23 protein-coding genes, 1 tRNA gene and 1 pseudogene are annotated in these 21,690 nt (G+C 69.1%); 6 read left to right on the top strand and 19 right to left on the bottom strand.

What is annotated here, in order from left to right; translation table 11 throughout:
- The first annotated feature begins 147 nt into the window (after positions 1-147).
- Positions 148-480 carry a response regulator transcription factor gene (locus F0U47_RS20200; RefSeq protein WP_149752298.1) on the top strand — a complete coding sequence of 111 codons (333 nt, stop codon included), beginning with the start codon at positions 148-150 and terminating at the stop codon, positions 478-480.
- Positions 481-547: 67 nt separating this feature from the next.
- On the top strand, positions 548-1,306 hold the full coding sequence (locus F0U47_RS20195; protein ID WP_149752297.1) for a PIG-L deacetylase family protein: 759 nt from the start codon (positions 548-550) through the stop codon (positions 1,304-1,306).
- Positions 1,307-1,827: 521 nt separating this feature from the next.
- Here the strand turns inward: F0U47_RS20195 and F0U47_RS20190 are convergent.
- Positions 1,828-2,748 carry a hypothetical protein gene (locus F0U47_RS20190; protein WP_149752296.1) on the bottom strand — a complete coding sequence of 307 codons (921 nt, stop codon included), beginning with the start codon at positions 2,746-2,748 and terminating at the stop codon, positions 1,828-1,830.
- A 71-nt stretch (positions 2,749-2,819) separates the two neighbouring features.
- Positions 2,820-2,893, bottom strand: a tRNA-Ile gene (locus tag F0U47_RS20185).
- An 89-nt stretch (positions 2,894-2,982) separates the two neighbouring features.
- Between F0U47_RS20185 and F0U47_RS20180 the strand changes: the two genes are divergently transcribed.
- Positions 2,983-4,461, top strand: a complete 1,479-nt coding sequence (locus tag F0U47_RS20180; RefSeq protein ID WP_149752295.1) for a serine/threonine-protein kinase — start codon at positions 2,983-2,985, stop codon at positions 4,459-4,461.
- Here the strand turns inward: F0U47_RS20180 and F0U47_RS20175 are convergent.
- From F0U47_RS20175 to F0U47_RS20105, 17 genes and pseudogenes are all read right to left on the bottom strand, one after another.
- Positions 4,458-5,750 (bottom strand): tyrosine-type recombinase/integrase, encoded by a 1,293-nt coding sequence (locus tag F0U47_RS20175; RefSeq protein WP_149752294.1) that lies wholly within the window; start codon positions 5,748-5,750, stop codon positions 4,458-4,460. The genes F0U47_RS20180 and F0U47_RS20175 overlap by 4 nt on opposite strands.
- The gene (locus F0U47_RS20170; RefSeq protein WP_149752293.1) at positions 5,750-5,971 is read right to left on the bottom strand and encodes a hypothetical protein; all 222 of its coding nucleotides are present in this window, start codon (positions 5,969-5,971) and stop codon (positions 5,750-5,752) included. The genes F0U47_RS20175 and F0U47_RS20170 overlap by 1 nt, the downstream gene beginning before the upstream one ends.
- A gap of 104 nt (positions 5,972-6,075) precedes the next feature.
- The gene (locus F0U47_RS20165) at positions 6,076-6,744 is read right to left on the bottom strand and encodes a recombinase family protein (RefSeq protein ID WP_149752292.1); all 669 of its coding nucleotides are present in this window, start codon (positions 6,742-6,744) and stop codon (positions 6,076-6,078) included.
- A complete protein-coding gene (locus tag F0U47_RS20160; RefSeq protein ID WP_149752291.1) occupies positions 6,744-7,049 on the bottom strand; it encodes a hypothetical protein in 306 nt (101 codons plus the stop codon). Before F0U47_RS20160 ends, F0U47_RS20165 begins: the two co-directional genes overlap by 1 nt.
- Before the next feature lie 196 nt (positions 7,050-7,245).
- Complete coding sequence (locus F0U47_RS20155; RefSeq protein ID WP_149752290.1) at positions 7,246-7,833, bottom strand: hypothetical protein; 588 nt, start codon at positions 7,831-7,833, stop codon at positions 7,246-7,248.
- A gap of 18 nt (positions 7,834-7,851) precedes the next feature.
- Positions 7,852-8,013 (bottom strand): annotated as a pseudogene (locus F0U47_RS22150) (hypothetical protein); the annotation flags it as partial.
- A 418-nt stretch (positions 8,014-8,431) separates the two neighbouring features.
- On the bottom strand, positions 8,432-9,604 hold the full coding sequence (locus tag F0U47_RS20150; RefSeq protein WP_149752289.1) for a DUF3631 domain-containing protein: 1,173 nt from the start codon (positions 9,602-9,604) through the stop codon (positions 8,432-8,434).
- The gene (locus F0U47_RS20145) at positions 9,601-10,293 is read right to left on the bottom strand and encodes a toprim domain-containing protein (protein ID WP_188111449.1); all 693 of its coding nucleotides are present in this window, start codon (positions 10,291-10,293) and stop codon (positions 9,601-9,603) included. The genes F0U47_RS20150 and F0U47_RS20145 overlap by 4 nt, the downstream gene beginning before the upstream one ends.
- A gap of 56 nt (positions 10,294-10,349) precedes the next feature.
- Positions 10,350-10,778: a hypothetical protein gene (locus F0U47_RS20140; protein WP_149752287.1), complete on the bottom strand. Its 429-nt coding sequence runs from the start codon at positions 10,776-10,778 to the stop codon at positions 10,350-10,352.
- A gap of 73 nt (positions 10,779-10,851) precedes the next feature.
- The gene (locus F0U47_RS20135) at positions 10,852-11,319 is read right to left on the bottom strand and encodes a hypothetical protein (protein ID WP_149752286.1); all 468 of its coding nucleotides are present in this window, start codon (positions 11,317-11,319) and stop codon (positions 10,852-10,854) included.
- Entirely contained in the window at positions 11,319-11,651 is a 333-nt protein-coding gene (locus F0U47_RS20130) for a hypothetical protein (RefSeq protein WP_149752285.1), read from the bottom strand. The genes F0U47_RS20135 and F0U47_RS20130 overlap by 1 nt, the downstream gene beginning before the upstream one ends.
- Complete coding sequence (locus F0U47_RS21410) at positions 11,648-11,815, bottom strand: hypothetical protein (protein ID WP_188111448.1); 168 nt, start codon at positions 11,813-11,815, stop codon at positions 11,648-11,650. Before F0U47_RS21410 ends, F0U47_RS20130 begins: the two co-directional genes overlap by 4 nt.
- A 110-nt stretch (positions 11,816-11,925) precedes the next feature.
- On the bottom strand, positions 11,926-12,159 hold the full coding sequence (locus F0U47_RS20125) for a helix-turn-helix domain-containing protein (protein ID WP_149752284.1): 234 nt from the start codon (positions 12,157-12,159) through the stop codon (positions 11,926-11,928).
- Between the two features lie 510 nt (positions 12,160-12,669).
- Complete coding sequence (locus tag F0U47_RS20120) at positions 12,670-13,491, bottom strand: DUF72 domain-containing protein (protein ID WP_149752283.1); 822 nt, start codon at positions 13,489-13,491, stop codon at positions 12,670-12,672.
- A gap of 62 nt (positions 13,492-13,553) precedes the next feature.
- Complete coding sequence (locus F0U47_RS20115; protein ID WP_188111447.1) at positions 13,554-14,273, bottom strand: lysophospholipid acyltransferase family protein; 720 nt, start codon at positions 14,271-14,273, stop codon at positions 13,554-13,556.
- 37 nt (positions 14,274-14,310) lie between these two features.
- Entirely contained in the window at positions 14,311-16,011 is a 1,701-nt protein-coding gene (locus F0U47_RS20110; protein ID WP_149752281.1) for an LCP family protein, read from the bottom strand.
- 73 nt (positions 16,012-16,084) lie between these two features.
- Positions 16,085-17,086, bottom strand: coding sequence for an aminoglycoside phosphotransferase family protein (locus F0U47_RS20105; RefSeq protein WP_149752280.1), 1,002 nt, complete (start codon positions 17,084-17,086; stop codon positions 16,085-16,087).
- A gap of 156 nt (positions 17,087-17,242) precedes the next feature.
- Between F0U47_RS20105 and F0U47_RS20100 the strand changes: the two genes are divergently transcribed.
- From F0U47_RS20100 to F0U47_RS20090, 3 genes are all read left to right on the top strand, one after another.
- Complete coding sequence (locus tag F0U47_RS20100; RefSeq protein WP_149752279.1) at positions 17,243-18,490, top strand: lipase family protein; 1,248 nt, start codon at positions 17,243-17,245, stop codon at positions 18,488-18,490.
- Positions 18,491-18,505: 15 nt separating this feature from the next.
- Entirely contained in the window at positions 18,506-19,897 is a 1,392-nt protein-coding gene (locus F0U47_RS20095) for a fibronectin type III domain-containing protein (RefSeq protein WP_149752278.1), read from the top strand.
- Positions 19,898-20,027: 130 nt separating this feature from the next.
- Entirely contained in the window at positions 20,028-21,239 is a 1,212-nt protein-coding gene (locus tag F0U47_RS20090; RefSeq protein ID WP_149752277.1) for a PucR-like N-terminal domain-containing protein, read from the top strand.
- Positions 21,240-21,690: the final 451 nt, after the last annotated feature.

Raw genomic sequence — 21,690 nt, 5'->3', positions numbered from 1 at the left:
GAGGCCGCGGGGCGCGGCAAGCGATTCCGCGGACAGCAGAAGGCTCCGCACCGCGATCGGGTCCGTAAGTAGGGGGTTATCCCTGATTCGCCCGCCGCCGTTCGTCCGTAGTTTCTGTGACACCCCCCGGTTCCAAGGAGACGACCGATGAGCGAGACCCAGCGCAGCTCCACCCTGGCGACGCATGGCGTCCAGCGCCGCCACCTGAAGGTGGTGCACGCCCCCCAGCCCTACCGCGCTCCCGCAACGGCAGTCGCTGCCTCGGCGCCCAGCTGGGCGGGACGCCTCTCGGACCGCGAGGTCGAGGTGCTGCACTGCATCGCCGCCGGCCTGTCCACGACGGAGATCGCACAGACCCTGTTCATCTCCACCGCGACCGTGAAGAGCCACATCGCCCGGCTCATCACCAAGGTCGAGGTCCGCGACCGGCTGCAGCTGGTCGTCGCGGCCTACCGGACCGGCTTCATCCGGCTGACCTGATCCCGGGCACCACCCGACCGGGCGCAGGGTCCGACCACCGACGGGCCCGAGGTGGGATGCTCGGCCCATGCACGAGAAGCCGCACCCTTTCAAGCCGCTCCCCGAGGACTGGGAGCGGGCCCTGGTGATCGTCGCTCATCCCGACGACGTGGAGTACGGCGCTGCCGGCGCGATCGCGCGCTGGACCGGCCAGGGCAAGTCGATCAGCTACGTCATGGTCACCAGCGGCGAGGCCGGCATCGACGGCCTGCACCCGGACGAGTGCCGGGCCCTCCGTGAGGCGGAGGAGGTCGAGTCGGCGCGCATCGTCGGGGTCGACAGCGTCGAGTTCCTCGGCTTCCCCGACGGGATCCTGACCTACGGCCTCGAGCTGCGGGCCGCGATCGCCCGGGTCGTGCGCCAGCACCGGCCGGAGATCGTCATCACCGGCAACTTCCGCGACAGCTTCGGGCCGGGCGCGCTCAACCAGGCCGACCACATCGCCACCGGGCGCGCAGTCCTCGACGGCGTCCGCGACGCCGGCAACCGCTGGATCTTCCCCGAGCAGCTGGTCGACGGGCTGGAGCCGTGGGGCGGCGTCCGGGCGGTGTGGGCGGCCGGCTCGCCCGAGGGCCGCCACGCCGTCGACGTCACCGAGACCTTCGACGTCGGGGTGGCCTCGCTCGAGGCGCACGACGCCTACATCAAGGGCCTCGGGTGGGAGGGCTGGAGCGCGCGGGACTTCCTGGAGGGCATCCTCCGGCAGGGCGGCGCCCGGATGGGTTCGACGTATGCCGCGGCCTTCGAGGTCTACTCCCTGATCTGGGGCGGGACCGACGAGGACTGACGCTGGGGCACTGCGAGCCGAGTGGGGCGGGCGGGGCTCGAACCCGCGACCCAAGGATTATGAGAGATCCGGCCCGGTCTAAGAGGGCCCAAGTGGGTCGGGATGAGTCGGAGTCCATTCGCGGCATAATGCCGCTCCGTTGAGCGGGATTCCCCTCGAATCCCTCCCGACCAGGGCCAACGCCCTCGGCTGCTCCTGATCCGAGCGGAGGAGCGCGAGGGGAGCGCCGAACGGCCCCGGCGCCTCCCGAGCGCGGTCCCGAAGGGTAGCCGGATCGGAGGCCGCCCCTGGACATGTGCAGAGGGGTCCTGCACAGCCTCGGAGCCCAGCGCCGGTCCCTCGGCCGGATCGAGCCGTCAACGCCGGGAACGCGCGCGCTATACGTCGTCGGGATCGACCCCGAGAGAGGTGACCGCCGACCGGAGGCCCTCGATGAATCGGGCCGAAACCTCTTCATCGAGCGTCAGGGCACGTGAGCGTGAGGACCATGGGTTCGGCACCCCACGTGTGACGCGGGGCGTTCACTCGTCGTGTTCGCCGTCAGCCTCGTCGGCAGGGTTGTCCTCAGAGTCCTGACCCGGGTGTTCGACTTCTGCGGAGAAGAATCGATCGGGCAGCATCTCAACGCCCTTCTCGGCCATACGGCTGACCCTCGGAGCGTCTACCCCACCGGCGCTGAGGACTAGTGCCGCAAACGTCAGCATTGGCGAACCAGCGACGCCAAGTCCCACCAATGTGGCCACCCAACCCACATACGCAAGGACTACAACCACTCGGCGAGCCTGGGCCTTCGTAAGAAACGGATGCTCGGTGGCGAGGCTCAGGGCCGCCTCGTCGAGAATCTGATCGAGTACGTCGATCTCAGATAGTTCGGCTTCGAAGGCGTCGAGTTCGGCCTCTTGGACCTCGTCCGCGTCAGCAAGAGCACTGAGGGCGGCAAGCGTGATGCCGTCGGGTTCGGTTGCCGCGGAATCGGAACGCGACGCCGCCAGCCGCGCCCATTCCTGCAGGAACGTGAGGACTTGGGGATTTTCGAATGTCCTCTGCACGGTGCTGACCCACGTCGGCAGGGTCTTAATGTAATGGTCGAGGGCGGGTTGCAGCGCGGTAGCCGCAGCTGCGGCGGCCAGGTAGTTGGGCGCTACGGCGTTCTTGGCCGCCTCGACCCGCAGGCGTCTGGTTTCTTCGACCGCCTTTCGCGCCTGTTCGATAGCCTCCCTGCTAAGCAGTCGCCGCTGCTCTACTGCACGCTCCGCCTGGTCCCGGATGTTCTCCCGCGCGGCCTCACTGGCTCTCAACGCCTCCTGCCGGACGGAAGCAGTCGCCTGAGCGCGAGCGTGTTCACGGGCAACCGCCACCATCTGCTGATACTGCGGCGTAGCGGCAATGCGCACGAAGTGTCGAAGCGCCGCTTGCAGTGCCTGGTAGTCACCGTTCGACATAGGACCTCCCCTACCCGGTCTGCCACACCGATACATGCTCGCACGGGCTCGCGTGCTCGGAACGGGAAAAGTGGGCCAGGCAGGACTCGAACCTGCGACTCGGGACATTATGAGTGTCCTGCTCTACCAGCTGAGCTACTGGCCCGCACCGGTGATCCTACTGAGGACCACCCCGTTTGCATGACTTGAGTCGTGACGCCGTCTCCGTCGGATCGAGTCAGTAACGTGACGCCCATGACCACGATGAGTCTGGATGCTCGGACCTGGACGTTGGGGCCGCAACTGCCCGATGGCGATGGAGGGTTCGGACGCGTTTTTAACGTGACCGGTGAGAACGGCCTCGTGGGCGTCGCGAAGTTCGTCGCAAAGGATCCGGGAGCAGAACGCGAGCTGCTCATGGGGGATTCGGTTCGCGCCGCGGCCGCACGCAACGTAGTCCCGGTATGGGACACCGGCGAGCATGCCGGCCAGTGGGTGATCGTCATGCCCAAGGCGGACAAGTCACTCCTGTCCCATATGACTGCCGGACCGGTACCTATTCCCGAGGCCGTAGACATCATGCGGGACATCGCGACCGCACTCGCCGACCTCGCGGGGGCTGACCCTGCGATCATTCACCGTGATCTCAAGCCCGGCAACATCTTGTTTCTCGACGGTTCGTGGTGCTTGGCCGACTTCGGAATCGCTCGGTATGCGGAGCAAACGACCGGGGCGGACACCCGCAACTGGGCGCTCACTCGGCCGTACGCCGCACCGGAGCAGTGGCGAATGGAACGGGCTACACCTGCCACCGACGTGTATGCGTTCGGAGTGATTGCGTACGAACTGCTCGCTGGGTCCCGCCCGTTCCCTGGTCCCGACTTTCGCCACCAGCACCTCTTCGAGACAGCGCCGACACTTACAGCTGGCACACCGAGATTGCGCACCCTGATCGAGGAGTGCCTGTACAAGCCCATGGAGGCAAGACCATCCGCAGCCAATATCTTGGCGCGGCTGAAGGACGCGGGTTCGAAGCCCTCTTCGCCGGGAGCCTCTCGGCTCGCGCAAGCCAACATCGCGGAGACGGAACGGCTCGCAAGGGACTACGCCGAAGCGGTGAGGCAGTCCGAGGCAGAAGCCAATGATGCCGCGCTATTCGAGGTCGCTCGTCAGTCGTTCGAGTCGATCTCTCAGCCTCTGGTGGCAGCGATTGAGGCCGATGCGCCAATCGCGCACATCGAATACGACGCAGGCAGCGGAACGATGGCGTGGGTTGCGCAGTTGCGAGGCGGAAAACTCGGCTTGAGCAAGCCCCGACAAGCTGATTATTGGGAAGGGCCATTTCGGCTGATTGCCGAAGCAGTCATCACCGTGAACCAGTCGCAGAGGCAGGGTGGCTACGAGGGCCGGTCACACAGTCTCTGGTTCTGCGACGCTCAAGAGGAGGGGCGCTTTGCATGGTACGAGACCGCTTTCATGAGCGGCGGCCTAGGCAATCGGGCTGTCCCTTCCGTTGATCCGTTCAGTCGAGAGGGACACGTAGCAAGCGTTGCGTTCTCGCGTGCGATTGGCACATTGCAGTTGGCCTGGCCATTCGAGGAGGTTGACCGTGCGGACCCCAGTGGTTTCGTTGATCGGTGGATCGGATGGTTTGCGGACGCCGCGACCGGGACGCTCAGCCATCCCTCTTCAATGCCTGAGAAGCCAACACAAGGCTCATACCGACTGTCCTAGCGCGCCATTCGTTCGGCCAGTTGGACGACGTTCGCCTCCTCCGTCGCGACAGCGGCGTCCAGAGCTCTGCGCCGAGCAGCCCGGTCCGGCTTCGCGCTCCGGGCATAGCGGTCGAGCGTCATCGTTGCGCTGCCGTGACCTGCCCGCTCTTGGATCTCTTTCAAGGTCAGCGCGCCGCCCTGGCCAATCCGGTCGACGTGGCGGCTGATGCCGGCGTGTCGGAGTTCGTAGAACCGGATGTGCGGGACACCGGCCTCCTTGAGCGCGTTCCGCCAAATGCGGCCGTTCAGCGACGAGTACCGGAGCGGCTTGGAGTAGTCGAGCCGGTCGACCAGGGCACGGTCATGCGCCCCACCAACAGCCGAGCCGACGAACAAGGGCAGGTCGTCGCCAGGGTGGACGTGCTCCGGATGCTCGGCGAACCACCTAGCCGCTCGCTTCCGGTGCTGCTCGACGTACGCAACAAGATCCGTGATTGTGCGCGATTCGAGGTCGATGTCTCGGCTGCTGTGCGCGGTCTTGGTCGCTTCCTCGCGAAACAACTCACCCTGTATCTCCACGATGACCGAGCGCAACCGAACCACGCCGTCATCGAGGTCAACGTCCCGGAGCCGTAGCCCGGTCGCCTCCTCCGGACGCATCCACGAGTCAGCGACGAGTCGCGTAAACACGTTGTGCGGGTACGGCATCGCCGCAATGATCCGCTCCGTCTCCCCCAATGTCAGCGGGTAGCGCTTCTCCTCGTGCGCCTTCATGCGCTTGACGCTCGGGAGCGTCCTCGGCGCGACGCTCCTCGCCGGATTCACCGCGAGCCGCCGGTTGTAAACGGCGTAGTCGAGCACGGTCCGGAGGACGTAGAACCGATGCCGGACGGTCTGCGCAGCGAGTCGGCTCGCAGAGTCCTTGATGTACCGGAGGATCGCGCTGTAGGTGACCTCGCCGATGGGCGTATTGCCGAACGTCTCCATCAGATCGTTGTTGCCCTCGACGATCCTGCGGTAGCCGTTGGCCGTGTGGCGCCTGTCGAAGTGCTGAGCCGCCAGCCACTCCTCCGCGAGCGTCCGGAACGTGACCTCGGCTCGAGCCGGGTCCGTGTACCTGCCGTTGCGGACGCGGTCGAGGAAGTCGTCAGCCCACGCCCGCGCGGCTGCCTTGCTCGAGAACCCACCCTTGGTGCGCTTCTTGTAGGCCTGCTCCGGGTCGGTCCACAGAACCTCCCACTTCTGCTTGCTGGGGTGCAGGTCCTTGGTCCTGTCATTCCTGCGCACCCAGGCTTTCGCTTCTCTCATCAGTCCTCCTTCTCGGTCATGGCGTTGTAGAGCTTGTTGGCGGCGTTGCGGGCGCGCGTCAGGGTTGGGTAGGTGGTCGCCGGTTGGGTCGACTTGGAGAAGCCGTCCACCAGTCCCACCACGTACAGGCGGGAGCCGTCGCGGCCTCGCTTGGTCGTGAGCGTGATCCAACGGTCAGATGCGGGATGGTCGGTCGCTGCGACCTGGACACGACGACTCACAAACACGTCCCGGTCGTAGTCGCGGCCTCCGTGAGCGCGTCCGTCGTGCGAGTCGCCCGCGAGTCTCACGAACGGATTTCGCCTCGGAGTCCAACTATTCGGGTTCACGACACGGCCCTCTGTCGCTGCTCGGCGTCGAAGATGCGCCGGACGGTCGACGGGTACCAGCGCTCCCCGCCCCCAGGGGCCGGGGTGCGGCTCTCCTGTAGACGGCGAGCGATGGTGTTGAAGGAGTCGCCCTTGCGGCGAGCGCGGACGATCCTCCCCACCACCTCGGCAGGGGTCTGGCGCTTGAAGCCCCAGGTCACCGGCTCACCGTCTGCCTGCCTCTGCGCTCGCGCCTCGGCCATGCCCTCACGGACGCGCTCGCCGTTGACCTCTGACTCCCACTCAGCGACGGAGGCGAGGATGCGGGCGATGAGTCGCCCGTTCGCGGTTGTGGTGTCGAAGTCGAAGTCCATCGCGACGATGCCCCACTTCTGCTTGCGGGACTGGAGGATGAACTCGCAGAGGTGCTGGGTGGAGCGGGCGAGCCGGTCCATCCGCACGACCACGATCGCTCGTGCCTTCTTGCGGCGCAGCAGGGTCAGAGCTTGTTGGAGTGCGGGCCGGTCGTCCCGCTTGCCGCTGTAGCCCTCGTCTGCGAGCACGTCGACCAACTCCCACCCGCGCCGAGCGCACTCGGCCTCAATGGCCGCGCGCTGGGCGTCGAGTGAGTAGCCGTCGCGTGCCTGCTCGGTCGTGCTGACTCGGACGTAGCCGACGACCCTCATCAGGCCACGCCCTCGTTGCGCCGGCCACGGGTCGTGACGATCCGCTCGCGGAGGTCGCGGGCGAACGTCGCGGCGCCCGGCTCGCCGACCCGAGCAGCGGTATTGGCGAACACAAGCAGCGAGCGCTTGAGCATCGTCGGCCCGAGCGCCGCGAGCAGAGCCTCGCGCTCGTCGTCGCTTGCCTCGCAGAACGTCAGCCCGATCTCACGGGCGTCGGCCTTGCTGATCGCGGCGGGCTTGAGCGCGACCTCCACTCCCTCATCCGGGGTGAAGCGCATCGTTCCGCCGAGCGGGAAGTTCATCATTTCCTGTCTCCTTCGGTTCGGTAGTTCCAATCTGAACTACTCGATTCCGGACGGTACGCCAGGAGCGCGTAGCCTCCTACAGGCCCCAGGCCCTCCCGGCTCGCGCCGATCTGCACGCCGTTGACGGCTCGGAGGGTCGTCGGGCTGTCCGATCCGCTCCCGACAGGCGAGAGCACCGTCTGCACGCGCTGCATCGCTACCTCCGGCGCTCCTCGACGCCTTCGCGGACGCGCTCCTCATACCGCTCCCAGGCCGGTCCCTCGGGCCGGACCGGCTCCGGGTCGAACTCGGTCCGGCGTCGGGCGAACTCGGCGCGCTCCTTCTCCTCGACTCGGAAGGGGTCGACGGCCCGCCGCTGGGTCTCGTCGCCGATCACATCACCGCGAACAACGTCGTGGCCCTCGTTGCTGATGCGGGTCGACGCCTCGCGAGCACGCTCCCGCTCCCGCTGGTCCAGAAGAGCGGTGAGCGCTTCGTCGGTGTCCTCATTCCCCCCACGACCAAGAAGGGCGGGCGGGTCATCGTCGGGATCGATGACGGCCTCGCGCCCGCGCTCGATTCGGAACGCTGTGGAGTCTGCGCCGGTGAGCCGCTCCCACGGCGACGGCTCGCGCAGACCGATATCGATCTGGTGGCGCTCGTTGAAGCCGGTGCGCTGAAGCACCATGTTGACGGCCTTCAACTTGTCGGCGTCGCTGGCTGTCTTGGAGTCGAGCACGCGCCGCAGCTCACGCATGGCCGGCATGATCATCTCGATCAACCGCTGATTCGCCTTCGCCTTCACCTGCGGAGCCGAGCCGCCATGCATGCGGCAAACGTTGGAGCCGCGCACGGGTGGGTTGCCGCACCGATCACCGTTCCGCTTGTGAGCCGTGCACTGTGCACGGTCCGTGGGAGCACGGCTCCCTCGCACCTTCTCGCCCTTCGTTGCACGCTTACGGCCTGTAGGGGTCGGACCCTGCATAGGGTCATGTGGACCCCGGTCGTCAGCGGTCACACGCTTCCGCTTCTTCGGCTTGCTCTGCTCGGCAGCGGTGCCGCGCTTCTGGGTGTCCTTCTTGGGCATGAGCGACTCCTCATCTCTCCTCGGGTAGCGGCTGGGTAGCGGCGCGATCGGCGCGCGGCGCTACCGGCGAAACCACGGCGCGACCAGGGCAAACACGTCCCAGGTAGCGCGGGTAGCGGAGGTAGCGGATAAGGGCGCGTCGGGTGGGTACGGCTGCACCACTCCGTGTGCAGTTGCAGATAAGTGCGACGAGGACGGGTCAATAGGGGTCCCCGGGAACCGCTCCTACGCGCCCTTGGGGCTACTGGGGCTACCTCCGCTACCTCGACCCTGTTTCCCCTGGTCGGAGGGTGATTCGGGGGTAGCGTCCGCGCCTTCATCGGCCCGCTACCTCGCCGCTACCTCTGTGCTCGGGGAGGTAGCGCTCCCACGCGTCGAACAGCCCGCCCTCGACCGCGCCCGTCTTGGAATTGCGCTTGCCGTCGAGCCGATAGCCCTTCTTGACCTCACGATGGAGCTTGACGTCCATAGACCTCACGCCGTACGGCTTCAGCAGCCGGCCCAACTCGTTCGCGTTGAGCGGGGTGCCGTGGTACGTGCCCCACGGGCTCTCCTCCAGGCTGTGGAGCGCCGACAGCAGATCGCTCGTGAAGGTGGCCTTCGCCTTCGGCGGCCAGATCGCCTTGATGTCGCGGAGCAGCTCCAGGCCGAACGACTCCTGGGCGACACCGGCCTCTGCCTCGGTCATGACCTTCGCAGCGAGCCGAGCGCGCTCGGGCCACGACCCGCCAGCAGCGTCGGCGACCGCGATCAGCGGCTCCCAGTTGTCGGCGGCTCGATCCTCGACCGGCATCCCAAGGACCTCGGTCGCGAACTCCTGCGCACCGACCCACTTCGCCAAGCGCTTCTGTAGCGGCAGCAGGACCCCGGCACCATCTCGACGAGCGCGGAACGGCTGGACCGTCTCACCATTGGCCCGACGCCGCATCCGCACCACAGGGCCGCGATCCATGATCGTGTCCGGCAGATCCTTGATCGACGCCAGCGCGACCATCGAGAACGTTTCGAGTTTCTGGAGCGAGTTCGTCGTGACGTCCCAGCGGGTGGTGTATTTGCCGCGCTGATGCCCCGCGTTGAGCAGGCCGCGCAGGTCCTCGTGGCTATCTGCTGATCGCTTGGTGCCGAAGATGCTGTCGGCCTCGTCAACGAGCAGAGTCGGAGGTGCCTTCTTGCCAAGCGAGCGAGTCACCGCGGCAACGGTCGTGTTCACCGTGACGAGCGGCTTGTGACAAAGGTGCTCGATCACGTCGAGCAGCCGAGTCTTACCGCACCGCTTCTCCGGAGAGATGATCGACAGGCGGGGAGCGAAGTCCCAGGACTCGATCCCGTGAGTTGCCGCGATCCACAGCGCGACGGTGACGTAGCAGTGCTCGTTGGGCAGGATCACGTACCGCCGAAGCGCGGCCTCAACCTCGTCGAGTAGCCGCGATCCGCTCGTGCGGGCTGGCGTCTTGCGTGCTCGACTTTTGTTGGAGGTGGGGGTGCTCATGACTGGTTCGGCCTCCAGCCCCTGATCTGCGCGACCTCCGCGGCGCTGACCACGTGCCAGCCGGGATCGTTCTCGTGGCGCGGTGCCCGATGGGAGAACCGCCCCTCGGCATCCGCCTCGTAACCAGCACGGTTGAACGACTCCGCTGTTGCCCGAGCGGCAAGCCTGCGCACCTTGGCGATGGGCTCAGCGATCAGGTCGTCTGCGGCGTACCCGGCTTCCAGATGGTCACGGAGGTCGGTGCCCTTGCCCTTCACTCGACCGCGAGCGACCCGGAGCCGTGTTGCGGGGATGCCGACGTCCCGGAGAGCGTCGTACGCCTTGGCAGCGCCCCAGGCACCGGGTAGGTCGTTGTCGCGAACGATCGAGACGCGACCGCCCCACCCACGAACAAGGGCCGCGTGCTCTCGACCGAACGCGCCAGCGGCGCCAGCCGTGATCGCGAGTAGTCCCGCGCCGAGCGCTTCGTCTACGTCGGCCTCACCCTCGACCACCAGCAGATCGGCGCGACGGTCGGCGCGAGCGAACACGTCGCGCGGATAGATGAGCGGATGGACGATGCCTACGTCCTCCCAGGTCTCGCCTGGCTTCCTCTTGCACCAACAGCTGCCGAACTCGCCAACGAAGCGGTAGCGCCACGGGAACGAAACTTTGCCGTCCGGCGGGATGTACTTGGTGTGCTCGAGCACGGGATTCCCGTCCTCGTCCCGCCAGATGTGCCTTCTGATGGTTCGCCAGCCGGCCATCAGGCGTCACCCTTTGGTCGCGGGGCGTCAGGGTGCCAGGTGGCCAGGCGGATCAGCCGGTAGAAGTAGAACGCTCGACCCGACGGCTCAATGTTGTAGACGGCGAACGGAGTGCCCTTCTCCACCAGAGCTTTGGCAAGGATGATTTGCGCGAGGTCGTCGCACGAGAAGTCCCGTGGCACCCGGAACTCGTCGTGGAGGTCGCCCTGCATCCGATCGGCGAAGTCAGCGAGTCTCGCCAACAGACGCTCGGCGCGGACCTGGCCGCGATCAGGCATCGCCAGGTGAACCCACGCCGTTGCTGGTGTCTCGTAGTTCGATGGGTCGCGCCGATCCTTGCGGCGGTACTGATCTACGACCCACGCCACATGGTCCTCGTTGCGAGGCAGCGGTAGCCGGACCTTTCGGCTTACGGTTGACTCGTTCATTCCTTCGTTCCTCCCTTGGAACGCGAGCGGCTCAGCAGCGTGTGGACCTGCTGAGCCGCTTCTGCATCTCGGGTCACTCGTCCGGCGTCTGGACGCGGACCAAGCCGCGCCCGCCGCTGAACAGCGCCGGGAACCTCTTCGCTGTCGCCCTCTGAAACTCACCGGGTGTCACGTTGACCTCGCCCCACGCGCGGGCCTCGCTCTCGCCCGCGCTCTCGACGAACGGACGCAGACGATTGAGGTCAGCGGAGTATTCGGTCAGGCGGTTGCCGAACTCCTCATCGGTCAGTTCGCCGTTTCGGTAAGCCTCGATGTCGGCGTCGATGTTCTCCTCGCCTCTCGCGCAAACCCGGAGGACGGACCCGAGTCGATCGGTGAGGAGGTTGACGGTGTCGGCGTACCGCTCCTGCATCAGGTTCGCCCAGTGCTGATCGTCCTTGGCGATCACGCGATCGAGTTCTCGCCTGTCGGCGTCGCTCAGCCCCCGCACGGTGTCGCGGTACTCGTGGAGATCGTCGTTCCACATCGACTGGACGCCCATCAGCGGACCCCGTTCGGGTTGTCGAGCGCGGGCGCCCGCTGTGCATCGGAGGCTCGCCGACCCGCAGCTGCGCGCTTGGCTTCGTCGGTCCGCTGACGACCCTCACGCAGAAGGTCCCAGCCCTCTCCGATCTTGCGGTGGACCCTGTTGGCGGCCTCTCTGGTGTCCTCGGTGGGCAGACTTGCCCGGGGGATGCCGGTGGGCGACTTCTCGGTCATGTCGTTGAATCTCCTTTGATCGTGTGCTTGCTGGGCTTCGGCAGCCTGCTGAGCCCTCAGCGCCGCACCGCGCTCGCTCGGGCTGCCGATCGGCGAGCGGTTGTTGAAACTCATGCGGCGCCCCTCCTCTTCAGGACGTGGTTGATGTAGTGCTCGTATGAAGCGCGCATGACCTCTGCGATGGGGATGGTCTGCATCCGGGCGATCTGCTTCAGGTCCGCGTAGACGTCATCGGGGATGACGACCTTCCTCGTGTGGCCGAGCCGGGGTCGGGCCATTACTCCTCCTCGTCGGGTTTCTGGGGGTCTCCGCTGCCCCTCGTCTAGCGTCGTCGCGCGTTGTGTTGCCCGATGCGCAACAGCAGGCGGCGACCAAGGTGCGTGAATGGCTAGCGCGACAGCCACGCGATGAGGTCGGCGCGGCGGTACATCGGCGGGCTTGTCGGCCCTGACGGGCGAAACGCAGGCAGCACCGGATCGACACCTGTGCGGTAGCGCCGGAGCTGGCGTTTGGTCAGGCTGAACATCGTCGCGACCTGCTCCTCTGAAAACAGGACTACGCCGACAGGCAGGCCGAAGTCATCGACCTGCGGGTTGGGTGTGGCCTTGGTCTTGGCGGCCATTGGAACCTCTCAACTGCCGAGGCAGGAGAGGTCGAGGTAGTGGCGAAATGACAAGACCCCGCGTCACCCGACCGACCCCCACCACGACGGGTGTGATCTGAGCGGGTATCGCGGGGTACAGCGCTCCCGGGTTGTCCGCCTGGCGTTCTTTGGCGGCCACCACTTACCGGTTGGCCCGATCCCTACATCGCTGGGCATCCATCTCTGGCTCCCGGCGTGTCCGCTGGCCCCTATCGCCTTATGACCACGCGGTACGAGGGGAACTGTAGCGCGTCGAGCGCTGGCGTGGGAGGGGATGAGTCGGCTCCGCCGCATGCTCGGAATCGCCGCCATGAACCGATCCGACCTGCGCCGACCGATACGCGCTCCCCGGAGCGAAACGCGAGCCGAGGAGCGCGAGAGGAGCGCGGCGAACTGCCTCAACGCTCCGACCAGGGCGGACAGGCTCATTCCGGAACGATTATGAGTCCTCTGCTCTGACCGACTGAGCTACCGCCCCGGGCCGGAACCCTAGCCGACCGGATCGAGGCGTGAGATCAACGAGACCGCGTCGTGGGGTGCCCGTCCGCGTGCGTCGTTGTCGAAGTAGACGTAGACGTCCGCGTCCCGCGCCCATTCCCGGCACCGATCCGCCCATTTGTCGAGCGAGGCGGCGGAGTAGCCGCTGGCGTAGAGCTCGGTGTGCCCGTGGAGCCGCGCGTACACGACGTCACTGGTCACCACGTCGGCCTCGGGCCAGCGCCCGGGGCTGTCGGCGACGACGCACCCAACGTCGTGCTTGCGCATCAGGTCGAACGCCTCGTCGGTGCAGAAGCTGCGGTTGCGGAACTCCAGCACGTGGCGCATCGGCAGGTCCGCGTCGACGTCGAGGTGGACCCGGTCCCCCGACAGGCGGTCGTCGTGGCCCTTGGCCAGCTCGGCGGCGGCGCGGGTGGAGCGCGGCAGCTGGGCGAAGAAGCCGTCCACGAGCTCGGCGTCGAACGAGAGCGAGCTCGGCAGCTGCCAGAGCACCGGGCCGAGCTTGGGCCCGAGGGCGAGCACACCGGAGGCGAAGAAATTCGCGAGCGGCGCCTCGATCCCACGGAGCCGCTTCATGTGGGTGATGAACCGGCCGCCCTTCACCGCCAGCACGAAGTCGTCGGGCGTGGCGTCCCGCCAGGCGGCGTACGACGACGGCCGCTGCAGCGAGTAGAACGACCCGTTGATCTCCACCGACGTCATCCGCTCGGCCGCGTAGGAGAGCTCGGCACGCTGCGGCAGGCCGACCGGGTAGAAGTCACCCCGCCAGCGCGGGTAGCGCCAACCGGAGATGCCGACGCGGATGGTTCCCACGGGCTGGGTGTTACCCGTGACGACGATGATCAGCCGGGCCGATGCCGCCTCGGCGGATCGGCCTACCGCCCGTGGCGCTTCTTCAGGAACCAGGCGCCGAGGCCGATCGCGGCGGCGCCGGCCGCGACGACGCCGGCGCGGTTCTGCCAGCGGGCGTACTCCTCCGTGACCTGGGGCCAGGCCTCACCGATCGCGGCGGCGGCGCCCTCGGGCGTGGCCTCGAGCCCCTCGACGGACACCGGCGTGCCGAACACGATCCGGACCTTGCGCGGGAGCGGCCAGCGCCGCTTCTCGGTGCCGGTGATGGTGGCCGGCACGAGCGGGGCGCCGGCTTCGATCGCCAGCCGCGCAGCACCGCGCTTCGGCGTACCGAGGCCCTCGTCGCGGACGCGGGTGCCCTCCGGGAACAGCGCGAGCGCGTCGCCGCGCGCGAGGATCGCACGGGCGGTGGCGAGCGCGTCGGCGTCGGACTCCCCGCGTCGTACCGGGAACGCACCGAGCCGCAGGAACGTCGCCGCCATCGGGCCGTCGAAGTGCTCCGCCTTGCCCATGAAGTGCACCGGGCGGCGCAGCACGATCGCCACGAAGAACGGGTCCCAGAAGCTCTTGTGGTTGGGCACGATGACGACCGGGCCCTTCTTCGGGACGTTCTCCCTGCCGGACGCGGTGAACCCGCAGACGATCCGGAAGATCAGCGCCGCGGTGTACTTCACGAACAGGTAGAGCGGGCCGCTGACGCCCTTCTCGCGAGCGATGCGATGGGCTTCCTCGTTGGTCGTCACGCGAGCACCGTATGCGAAACGGTCGCGCAGAGCCGGGTCAGTACGACGCGAGCGCGTCGTCGACGGTCTCGCCCGTCGGCTGGTAGGCGCAGGCGTCCTCGGGGTCGTCGGCCGGGTCCTTCTTGTCGCCGGAGCCCTTCCGCTTCGGCGGGTCGATCGCGCGCTGCACGAGGTCCTGCATCCACTCGAAGTCGGGGTCGGCCGAGCTGAACTCCTCCGAGGAGCGGAAGACGACCGACTTGACCTTGGCGTCCTTCACCCGGAGCGCGAGGTCGACGAAGGCCGAGGCGAGCTCGCTGGGGATGTCGGTGTAGACGATCTCCTCGCCGGCCTTCAGCAGGTCGAGGTAGCGCAGCAGCAGGTTGGCGGGGTCGGCCGCTTCGATGATCGCGTCGACCATGCAGCGCTGCCGCTCCATCCGCTCGTAGTCGTCGGACCCCCAGCGCCCGCGTGCGAACCACAGCGCCTGGAAGCCGTTGAGGTGCTGGTCCGGCCCGGGGTCGAGGTAGTCGTCGGGCGGGATCCCCGCGTCGGTGTTCCCACCGATCGCGATCGGCTCGTTGACGTTGACGGTCACCCCGCCCATCGCGTCGACGACCTCCTTGAAGCCCTCGAGGTTGACGAGCACGTAGTACTCGACCGGGATCCCGAGCGACCCCTCGACCGCCTGCTTGATGGCGTCCGCGCCCTCGTTGTTGCTCTTGCCGAGGATGCCGGGGTGCATCGCCGGGATGTTCCGGTAGACGGCGTTGAGCATGTAGTTGCCGTCGGCGTAGTCGCCGTTGGAGAACCCATAGGGGTAGAGGTCGTGGAGCGGGCTGTCCTCCGGGAACTGGGCGTTCGCCATGTTGCGCGGGAGGCTGAAGGTGACCGACTTGCCGGTCTCGGTGTCCATGCTCAGCAGGATCATGCTGTCGGTGCGGACGCCGTCGCGGCCCTCACCGCCGTCACCGCCGAGGAGCAGCACGTTGACACGCTCGCGGCCACCCCACGGGTCCTCCGCCGACACGTCGTCCGGCGTGGTCGCGATCTCGTTGCCGTCGAAGACGGTGTTCACGAAGTCCGCGGTCGCCATGGCGTACTGCCCCGCGCGCACCGCCGGCGCCGCGAAGATCACGCAGAACACGATGACCGCGAGGTTGCCGACCACCGTGTGCCAGCGCGGTCGCTCCCGCGGCCGGATCAGCCGGTAGGACGTCCACACGACGAACAGCCAGACCAGCAGGAGCACGGTGACGACCGCGGTCAGGATGCGGAGCCTGGTCGGGTCGAACGCCAGGTCGACCGCGCGGTTGCGCGCCGCCACCAGGTCGAGGTCCTGCCCGAAGTAGAGGACGACCGAGCCGAAGACGACGGCCCAGCCGAGCAGCACGACCGCGCCGGCGAGCTTGCGCTTGGCGAAGAGGTAGCCGGTGCCGGGGACCATCGCCGACACGAAGGTGAGGCCGAGGGTCCCCGCCAGTCCGCGGGTACGACGCTCGGCCGGTCGCAGCGCACGCCGGCCGCCACGGGGACGCTCGGTCGGCGGGACGGACGCCGGGGCGCGGACGACAACCGGGGCGGGCGTCGGTGCTGCGGTCGGAGCGGGGGCCGGGCCCGCGTCGCCCGGTCGGAGGGCGCGCTTGCCGCGGTACTGCTCGGCGGCTCGCTCCCGCCGCCGGTCGCTGCGGGTCTGCCGGACGGACCGGGACGCGCGTCGAGCGCCGCCGGGTCTCCCCGGGCTCGCCGATCGCGCCATCCCTACCCCTTGCCACAGACCGGGCTCCTCCTGCCCGCGCCGCGATCCAGTATCACCACGGCCGCCCGCGGCGTCACATCGGTGGCAGGTGCCCCACCGGTGGATCAGCGACGAGGGTAGCGAGTCGCTCGGCGGGAGCGGAGCCGAACTCGGCGCGCTCCTCGGTCGTCATCGTCCGCACGCACCGCCGCCACGACTCGACCCGCGCGACCCGGGCGAGCTGGAGCGCGGCCGGCAGGGCCGCGCGCATCGCCCGCGCCGGCGCGAGATCCGTCCAGACTTCGAGCGCCGCGTCGGCGATCCGGCGGAGCCGCAGGTCGTCCGGCCCGGCGCCCAGGTCGGCGGCGCAGACGGCCAGCGGGATGAAGAGCGACCCCAACGGCTCGGTCGCCACCGCGTCGCCGAAGTCGAAGAACCGCAGCGGCACCTCCGGGCCGTTCGTGGCGACCACGTTGGCGCCATGGAGGTCGTTGTGGTTGAGCGTCAGCGGCAGGTCCAGGTCGGCGACGTCGTCCGACCACCGCTCGATCGTCGGCATCAGCGCGCAGAGCCGCCGGGCGACGTCCTCCCCCAGCCGCCGGGGGTCGTCGTGCGGCAGCGCGCCGAGCCGGCCGATGGCGTCTCCGACGTACGCCGGCGTCGCCTCGGGCGGCATCTCGGTCAGGCCGAGCTGGTCGACGTGCGAGACGACGGCACGCTGGAGCAGCGCGGCGTCGCGGACGATGCGGCACCACGTGTCGACGTCGTGGTCGCCGCCGAGCTCCGCAAGGGTCCGACCCAGGTCGGCGGTGAGCAGCAGGTCCCGGCCGGGGTCGGCAGCGACCACGGGTACGACGTACTCCGGCGCGAGCCGCGCGAGCACCGCGACGAGGCCGGCCTCGTGGGCCTGGCCGGGGCAGTTCTGCTTCGCGAAGTAGACGCTGCCTCCGGCCTCGACGCGCCAGACCGCGGACCAGGGGCGGATCTTCAGCGGCTCGAAGACCTCCGGCTCCCCGACGGCGGCCGTGACGAACGCGCGGAGCTCGGCAGCGAACGCCTCGCTCCGCCACACGGCGCTCGTCCAGGTCTGCATCACAGGCGAAGCGTGACCGACGGCGGAGCCGACCACCAACAGGTTTCCGGCCGGGCTTTGTGCCGCCGTGACAAAGGTCGGACGATCGCGGGCGCTCGCCGCGCGCACCGCCGGGCTCCGGTGCCAACCTGAGCCGGCCGAACGAGGGAGGTCCAGGAGATGACGATCGCGACCCGGCGACGAGGGACGGCCGGCGCGCTGCTGACCGCGGCGGTCCTGGCATGGGGTGTCGGCGCGACGGCGGTGGCGTCCGCCGTCGTGCCGGCACCGGCGGCCACCGCGGTGCTCGACGACGCGTTCTACGTCCCGCCGGCCACGCTGCCGGCCGGCGCGCCGGGGGACGTCGTGCGGTCGCGACCCGCGCCGGCCGGGCCGACGCCGACCCAGCGGATCGCCGACTCCTGGCAGGTGATGTACCTGTCCACCGACGCCCTCGGCGCGCGTCAGGCAATGACGGGGACCGTGCTCGTCCCGAAGGGAGTGAACGCCGCGACCGCACCGGTCGTCGGCTTCGCGCCGGGGACGCAGGGACTCTCGTTCCGGTGCGCGCCGTCGAAGATGATCGCCTCCGGCTCGTTCTACGAGCAGCCGGCGGTGACCGCGATGCTGCGCAAGGGGTACGCCGTCGCGGTGCCCGACTACGAGGGCTACCGTCCGCAGCCGTCGGCGACGTACATGACCGGACCGTCGATGGGACAGGCGCTCCTCGACGTCGTCCGCGCGGCACAGCGCCTGCCGGAGGCGGGCCTCGCCGACGACGGGAAGGTCCTGCTCCGCGGGTACTCCCAGGGCGGCGCGGCAGCGTTGTGGGCGGCGGAGAAGCGGGCGTCGTACGCCCCGGAGCTCGACCTTCTCGGCGTGGTCGCCGGCGGCGTCCCGGCGAACCTGTCCCAGGTCGCGCTGCCCCTCAACGGCAGCGACGGCTTCGGGCTGCTCGCGATCGCCCTGATCGGCTTCGACAACGCCTATCCCGAGCTCAACCTCGAGACCTATCTCAACGAAGCCGGCCGCCAGGCGTTCGCGGCGATGGAGAACGGCGACTGCGCCCTCGAGCTGCTGCTGAAGTACCGCGGCAAGTCGCTCGCGGACTACACCTCGAAGAACCCGCTGGGCGACCTGCCGTGGCTGATCCGGGTCAGTGAGAGCTCGCTCGGCACGACGAGGATCGACGTGCCGGTGCTCCAGTACCACGCCACGACCGACGGGCTGGTCGCGTTCGGCCAGGCCGACAGCCTCCACCAGCAGTACTGCGGCAAGGGCGTCCGGCTGCAGTGGAAGACGTACGACACGGCCTCGCTCGGCACCAGCCCCGCCGCGCACATCTCGCCGATCTCGTGGGCGAACGACGACGCGATGGCCTTCCTCGCCGACCGGCTGGCCGGTGCGCCCGCCACGACGAACTGCTGACCCGAGGTGACGACGATGACGAACCCCCTCCGCGCCGGCCTCGCGGTCGGCCTGCTCGCTGTCGCCGCGTGGGCCGGTGTCACCGCTGCCCCCGCTCTCGCGACGGCCGACTCCGACCCGGTGACGCTCGACTTCCGGTGCACCTACCCGCTGATCGGGCCGCGTGCCCTGAGCGTCGCGGTCAGCACCAACCTGCCGGCCACGATCGAGGCGGGTACGGCGACGGCACCGGTCCAGGTCACGGCGGTCGCGACGATCAGCGACGACACGACGTCCGGGCTGGTCATGGTCGGCTCGAAGTCGCTCGTCGGGTCCGCCCTCGCCTCGGCCCACATCAACGGTCCGTCGACCGACCTCGACCTGTCGGTGCCGGCGACGCTGGAGCCGACGCCCGTCCCGGCGTCGGGCGCGTTCGACACCGTCGCCCGCGCCACCATCGAGCCACTGACGTTCCCCGCTGCAGGCAGCTACGAGATCACCGTCGACGACCTGCTGCTCTCGATCACGCCGCGCGACGCGGCGGGACGCACGACCGGGCTGGACTCCTTCGACTCTGACTGCTCGCTCGACGCCGGGCAGGACACCGTCATCGCGACGGTGGAGGTGACCGGTGACGGCGACACCACGCCGCCGGCGGCGCCGGCGGCGCCGACCAGCCTCCGGACGACCAACGTCGGGACCACGAGCGTCGGCCTCGCCTGGACAGCGCCGGCCGACCCGGACGTCGCCGGCTACGACGTGTTCCGCGGCTCTACGAAGGTCGTCACGGTCACCGGCACCTCGGCGACCGTCGCCGGCCTGACCCCGGCGACGTCGTACACATTCACGGTGAAGGCCCACGACCAGGCGGGGAACGTCTCCCCCGCCTCGCCGCCGCTGACCGTGACGACGACGTCCGCCACGACGCGACTGACCTATGCGCTGGCCGGCACGTCCCACCTCGCAGCGGCCGACACGACCGTCGCCCTGCGCGGCACCCTCGCGGCGACGTACGACGGCGCGGCCGGTGGCGTGACCGCGGACGTGTCGTTCGAGCCGACGTCCGCGACGCTCCGGATGTACCAGTTCTTCCCCGTCACCGCGCGCCTGGTCCTGGCGCCGACGGCGCCGACCGCCGGGACCCTGCAGTCCGGCGTCCTCACCACCCGCACGACCACCCTCGTGCGGGTCCCGACCGTCACGTTCTTCGGGTTCCCGGTCGGCGGCGGCCCGAGCTGCCGGACCATCAGTCCGACGACGGTCGTGCTGCGGTCGGCGGCCGGCTTCCTGCCCGCGAAGGGCGGCGTCCTCACCGGGAGGTACGCGCTGCCCTCGCTGGTCGACTGCGGCGGCTCCACGAGCGCCCTGAGCGCGGCCGTCGCCGGCCCGGACAACACCGTCCGGATCGGCCTCACGCCGCGGGGGTGACAAGCGGGAGGCGACCCCAGTTCGGCCGTTGTCACCACCGCCACAACCGTCACTGAAGGCTGGTCACGATGCGGACACGGCGGTCCGCTGGCCGTGGCCGTGGTGGAGGTGACCGGCCTACAACGGAGCCATGTCGGAGAACTGGCAGCGACACCGCCCGGAGGATGCGGTGACCCCGCTCCCGACCACGCAGCTCGCGGCTCTGTTCCGCAGGGAGATCCCGAGCCTGTGCCAGGAGATCATCGACGAGGTGTGCCGGTCGATCCCTGACTACGCGCCGCTGATCGGCGGCCCCTACCGCGAGCCTGTCCAGCGCGCGGTCGAGAGCAACGTCCTCACTTTCGTCGACCACATGGTCTCGCCGCGCAAGCCGTCGCCGCTGCGCGACGAGCTGTGCCGTTCGCTCGGCCGGCTCCAGCTGCCGTTCGACACCGGTCTCAGCCGTCTCGAGGCGGCGTTCCGGATCGGCGTACGCGTTGCCTGGCGCCGGATGGTCCGCGTCTTCCGCCGCCACCGCGTCCCGTCCACGACCCAGTCCGCGCTCGCCGACCTGCTGTTCGGGTACGTCGAGGAGATGACCGCGCTCGCCCGCGACGGTTACGTCCGCGCACTCACCGGCGACGGCGCCGGCATCGGACGCCGGCGGCGCCATCTCGCACGCACGCTGCTGGGGGGCCACGCGACCCCGCGTGCGATTGCGCAGCTCGCCGAGCAGGCCTCGTGGCGCCTCCCCCACGAGCTCACCGTGGTCGTCTCGACCGACGTGCCGCCCGAGGCTGCGCTGCTCGACGCCGACGTGCTCCTGGATCCGGCCGCCGCCCACCTCGCCCTCGTCGTACCCGGCGAGATCACCGAACTCCGCGAGCAGATGCTCCGCTCCGCGCTCGGCGCCCAGCGCCTCGCCGTCGGTCCCACCGTCGCGCCGTACGACGCACCGTCCTCGCTGCGGTGGGCGTCCGAAGCCCTCCGGCTCGCGACGTCGGGGGCCATCGAGGGCGGCCCCCTCGTCCGCTCCGACGACCACCTGCTCCGGCTGTGGGTCGCGTCGGAGCCGACCCTCGGCGAGCGCCTGCGGCGACGACAGCTCGCACCCTTCGACGCCCTCACCGTGACCCAGCGCCGTCGCATGCTCGAGACCCTCGACGCCTGGCTCACCCACCGCGGCGAGGTCCCGCGGATCGCCGCCGACCTCGACGTCCACCCCCAGACCGTCCGCTACCGGATGCGCGTCCTGCGGGACCTGGTCGGACCCGCCCTCGACGACCCCGAGTGGCGCCTCTGCACCGAGCTCACGCTCCGTGCCGGGCTGGCCCGGGAGCCGGAGCGCGTGGACGCTGGCTGATCGAGAGGTGCTGGGGCCCGGCAGGCGCGACCGCCGTCGTCGGGCGGCGGGTTGGATTTTTGAAGAACGGTGGTGGCGCGCCGTCGTGGTTGCGGCACTTGGTCGCGCGACTGCCCAGGCTGCGGGAGGCCTGAGGTGCTCGCTGTGGTGGCGGAGCCAGCGTGGAGGACGGTGGGTTGCGGTGGCGTTCGGGCTTACGGGTGGTGGGGGGAGGCCACTTCTCGTGCACAGGCCGAGGTGGGTCAGTTGCCTGTCCACAGGCGGGTTCCGGGCACATGGAGACGTCGGTTCGCGGCGGTTGAATAGGCGTCATGGATCTCGGAACCACACCTCTCCTCCACCCGGCCGACGCCTCGCGGTCGCAGGAGCTGCTGGCCGAGATCCGCGCCCACCGCACCCTTATCGCGGAGCGGGAGATCGCCACGCTTCGCGCGATCGCCGAATGGGCCGG

This window comes from Nocardioides antri (genome assembly GCF_008373765.1).
GTDB classification, from domain to species: Bacteria; Actinomycetota; Actinomycetes; order Propionibacteriales; family Nocardioidaceae; genus Nocardioides; species Nocardioides antri.
This window is presented reverse-complemented; position numbering and strand designations above follow the sequence as displayed.

What these genes read in the sequence shown, in the direction of transcription:
- F0U47_RS20180 (WP_149752295.1), top strand. Translation starts at nt 2,983, where the DNA reads ATGACCACGATGAGTCTGGATGCTCGGACCTGGACGTTGGGGCCGCAA.
- F0U47_RS20135 (WP_149752286.1), bottom strand. Translation starts at nt 11,319, where the DNA reads ATGGGCGTCCAGTCGATGTGGAACGACGATCTCCACGAGTACCGCGAC.
- F0U47_RS21410 (WP_188111448.1), bottom strand. Translation starts at nt 11,815, where the DNA reads ATGGCCCGACCCCGGCTCGGCCACACGAGGAAGGTCGTCATCCCCGAT.
- F0U47_RS20130 (WP_149752285.1), bottom strand. Translation starts at nt 11,651, where the DNA reads ATGAGTTTCAACAACCGCTCGCCGATCGGCAGCCCGAGCGAGCGCGGT.
- F0U47_RS20095 (WP_149752278.1), top strand. Translation starts at nt 18,506, where the DNA reads ATGACGAACCCCCTCCGCGCCGGCCTCGCGGTCGGCCTGCTCGCTGTC.
- F0U47_RS20110 (WP_149752281.1), bottom strand. Translation starts at nt 16,011, where the DNA reads ATGGCGCGATCGGCGAGCCCGGGGAGACCCGGCGGCGCTCGACGCGCG.
- F0U47_RS20175 (WP_149752294.1), bottom strand. Translation starts at nt 5,750, where the DNA reads ATGAGAGAAGCGAAAGCCTGGGTGCGCAGGAATGACAGGACCAAGGAC.
- F0U47_RS20195 (WP_149752297.1), top strand. Translation starts at nt 548, where the DNA reads ATGCACGAGAAGCCGCACCCTTTCAAGCCGCTCCCCGAGGACTGGGAG.
- F0U47_RS20140 (WP_149752287.1), bottom strand. Translation starts at nt 10,778, where the DNA reads ATGAACGAGTCAACCGTAAGCCGAAAGGTCCGGCTACCGCTGCCTCGC.
- F0U47_RS20125 (WP_149752284.1), bottom strand. Translation starts at nt 12,159, where the DNA reads ATGGCCGCCAAGACCAAGGCCACACCCAACCCGCAGGTCGATGACTTC.
- F0U47_RS20090 (WP_149752277.1), top strand. Translation starts at nt 20,028, where the DNA reads ATGTCGGAGAACTGGCAGCGACACCGCCCGGAGGATGCGGTGACCCCG.
- F0U47_RS20200 (WP_149752298.1), top strand. Translation starts at nt 148, where the DNA reads ATGAGCGAGACCCAGCGCAGCTCCACCCTGGCGACGCATGGCGTCCAG.
- F0U47_RS20165 (WP_149752292.1), bottom strand. Translation starts at nt 6,744, where the DNA reads ATGAGGGTCGTCGGCTACGTCCGAGTCAGCACGACCGAGCAGGCACGC.
- F0U47_RS20160 (WP_149752291.1), bottom strand. Translation starts at nt 7,049, where the DNA reads ATGATGAACTTCCCGCTCGGCGGAACGATGCGCTTCACCCCGGATGAG.
- F0U47_RS20150 (WP_149752289.1), bottom strand. Translation starts at nt 9,604, where the DNA reads ATGAGCACCCCCACCTCCAACAAAAGTCGAGCACGCAAGACGCCAGCC.
- F0U47_RS20100 (WP_149752279.1), top strand. Translation starts at nt 17,243, where the DNA reads ATGACGATCGCGACCCGGCGACGAGGGACGGCCGGCGCGCTGCTGACC.
- F0U47_RS20190 (WP_149752296.1), bottom strand. Translation starts at nt 2,748, where the DNA reads ATGTCGAACGGTGACTACCAGGCACTGCAAGCGGCGCTTCGACACTTC.